We start from the raw sequence: 1,811 nt of genomic DNA, 5'->3' as shown, positions 1-1,811 counted from the left end.
GTCATGGCGGACCTGGCACAGCTCGCCCTGGCAGACCCCGCTGAACGCGAAGGTGGACGCGGCCTGGCACCTGCACGAGCTCACCGGCGACCTGGACGCGTTCGTGCTGTTCTCCTCGGTGGCGGCCGCGTTCGGCAGCGCCGGGCAGGGCAACTACGCCGCGGGCAACGCGTTCCTGGACGCGCTGGCCCGGCACCGGCGCGCCGCCGGACTGCCCGCGACCGCGCCCGCCTGGGGGCCGTGGACCCAGGACGTGGGCATGACCGGCGCGCTCGGCGACGGCGAGGTGGCGCGGCTGGCCCGCTCCGGGATGCCGCCGCTGGGCGTCGCCGAGGGGCTCGCGCTGTTCGACGCGGCCGTCGCGGGCGCGGACCCGGCGCCGCTGACCGTGCGCCTGGACCTCGCGGGCCTGCGCTCGCGCGGGGAGGTCGCGCCGTTGCTGCGCGGCCTGATCCGCACTCCCGGCCGTCGCACCCGCGCGGCGGGTGGCGCGTCGAGCGGGATCACCTCCCGGCTCACCGGTATGTCCGAAGTGGAACGCCGGGAGGCGCTGCTGGAACTGGTGCGCGGCCGGGTCGCCGTGGTGCTCGGGCACTCCGGCGCGTCCGCGGTGCCCGCGAACAGGCGGTTCCAGGACCTCGGCTTCGACTCGCTGACCGCGGTGGAGCTGCGCAACGGGCTCGGCGCCGACACCGGGATGCGGCTGCCCGCCACGCTCGTGTTCGACCACCCCACCCCGGAGGCGCTCGCGGGGTTCCTGCACGACGAGCTGTTCGGCGCCGAAACCGACGTGCTCGCCCCCGTGCCCGTCAAGTCCGATGTGGACGATCCGGTGGTGATCGTCGGCATGGCCTGCCGCTACCCGGGCGGGGTGTCCTCCCCGGAGGACCTGTGGCGGCTGGTGTCCGACGGCGCCGACGGCATCACCGGGTTCCCCGCGAACCGCGGCTGGGACCTCGACCGGCTCTACGACCCGGACCCGGACGTGCCGGGCCGCACCCACGTGCGCGCGGGCGGCTTCCTGCACGAGGCCGCCGAGTTCGACCCGGCCCTGTTCGGCATGAGCCCGCGCGAGGCGCTGGCCACCGACTCGCAGCAGCGGCTGCTGCTGGAGACCTCCTGGGAAGCCCTCGAACGGGCCGGGCTGGACCCGATCTCGTTGCGCGGCAGCGGAACCGGCGTGTTCGCCGGGGTGATGTACAACGACTACGGCACGCTGCTGCCCGGCGCCGAATTCGAAGCGCACCGCGCCAACGGCAGCGCGCCCAGCGTCGCCTCCGGCCGCGTCGCCTACACCTTCGGCTTCGAAGGGCCGGCCGTCACCGTCGACACCGCGTGCTCCTCCTCGCTGGTGGCGATGCACTGGGCCGCGCAGGCGCTGCGCAGCGGGGAGTGCTCGCTGGCGCTGGCCGGGGGCGTCACCGTGATGTCCACGCCCGGCACCTTCATCGACTTCTCCCGGCAGCGCGGCCTCGCCGCCGACGGCCGGTGCAAGGCGTTCTCGGCTGCGGCCGACGGGGTCGGCTGGGCCGAGGGCGTCGGGATGCTGGTGCTGGAGCGCAAGTCCGACGCGGAACGCCACGGGCACGAGATCCTCGCGGTGCTGCGCGGGAGCGCGGTGAACCAGGACGGGGCCTCGAACGGGCTCACCGCGCCGAACGGGCCCGCGCAGCAACGCGTGATCCGGCAGGCCCTCGCCGCCGCCGGACTGTCCACTTCGGACGTGGATGCGGTGGAGGCGCACGGCACCGGAACCGCGCTCGGCGACCCGATCGAAGCCCAGGCGCTGCTCGCGACCTACGGGCAGGACC

The 1,811-nt window shown here is 75.3% G+C and carries 1 protein-coding gene; it reads left to right on the top strand.

Annotation, left to right across the window (positions count from 1 at the left end; translation table 11 throughout):
* Positions 1–1,811 (top strand): beta-ketoacyl synthase N-terminal-like domain-containing protein (locus ABZ805_RS29275; RefSeq protein WP_358447163.1); only part of this gene is annotated, 1,811 nt, incomplete at both ends.

The organism is Saccharopolyspora sp. NPDC047091 (genome assembly GCF_040643635.1).
In the GTDB taxonomy this organism is placed as follows: Bacteria; Actinomycetota; Actinomycetes; order Mycobacteriales; family Pseudonocardiaceae; genus Saccharopolyspora_C.
Note: the sequence above shows the minus strand (reverse complement) of the source record. Positions and strands in the feature narration are given on the sequence as shown.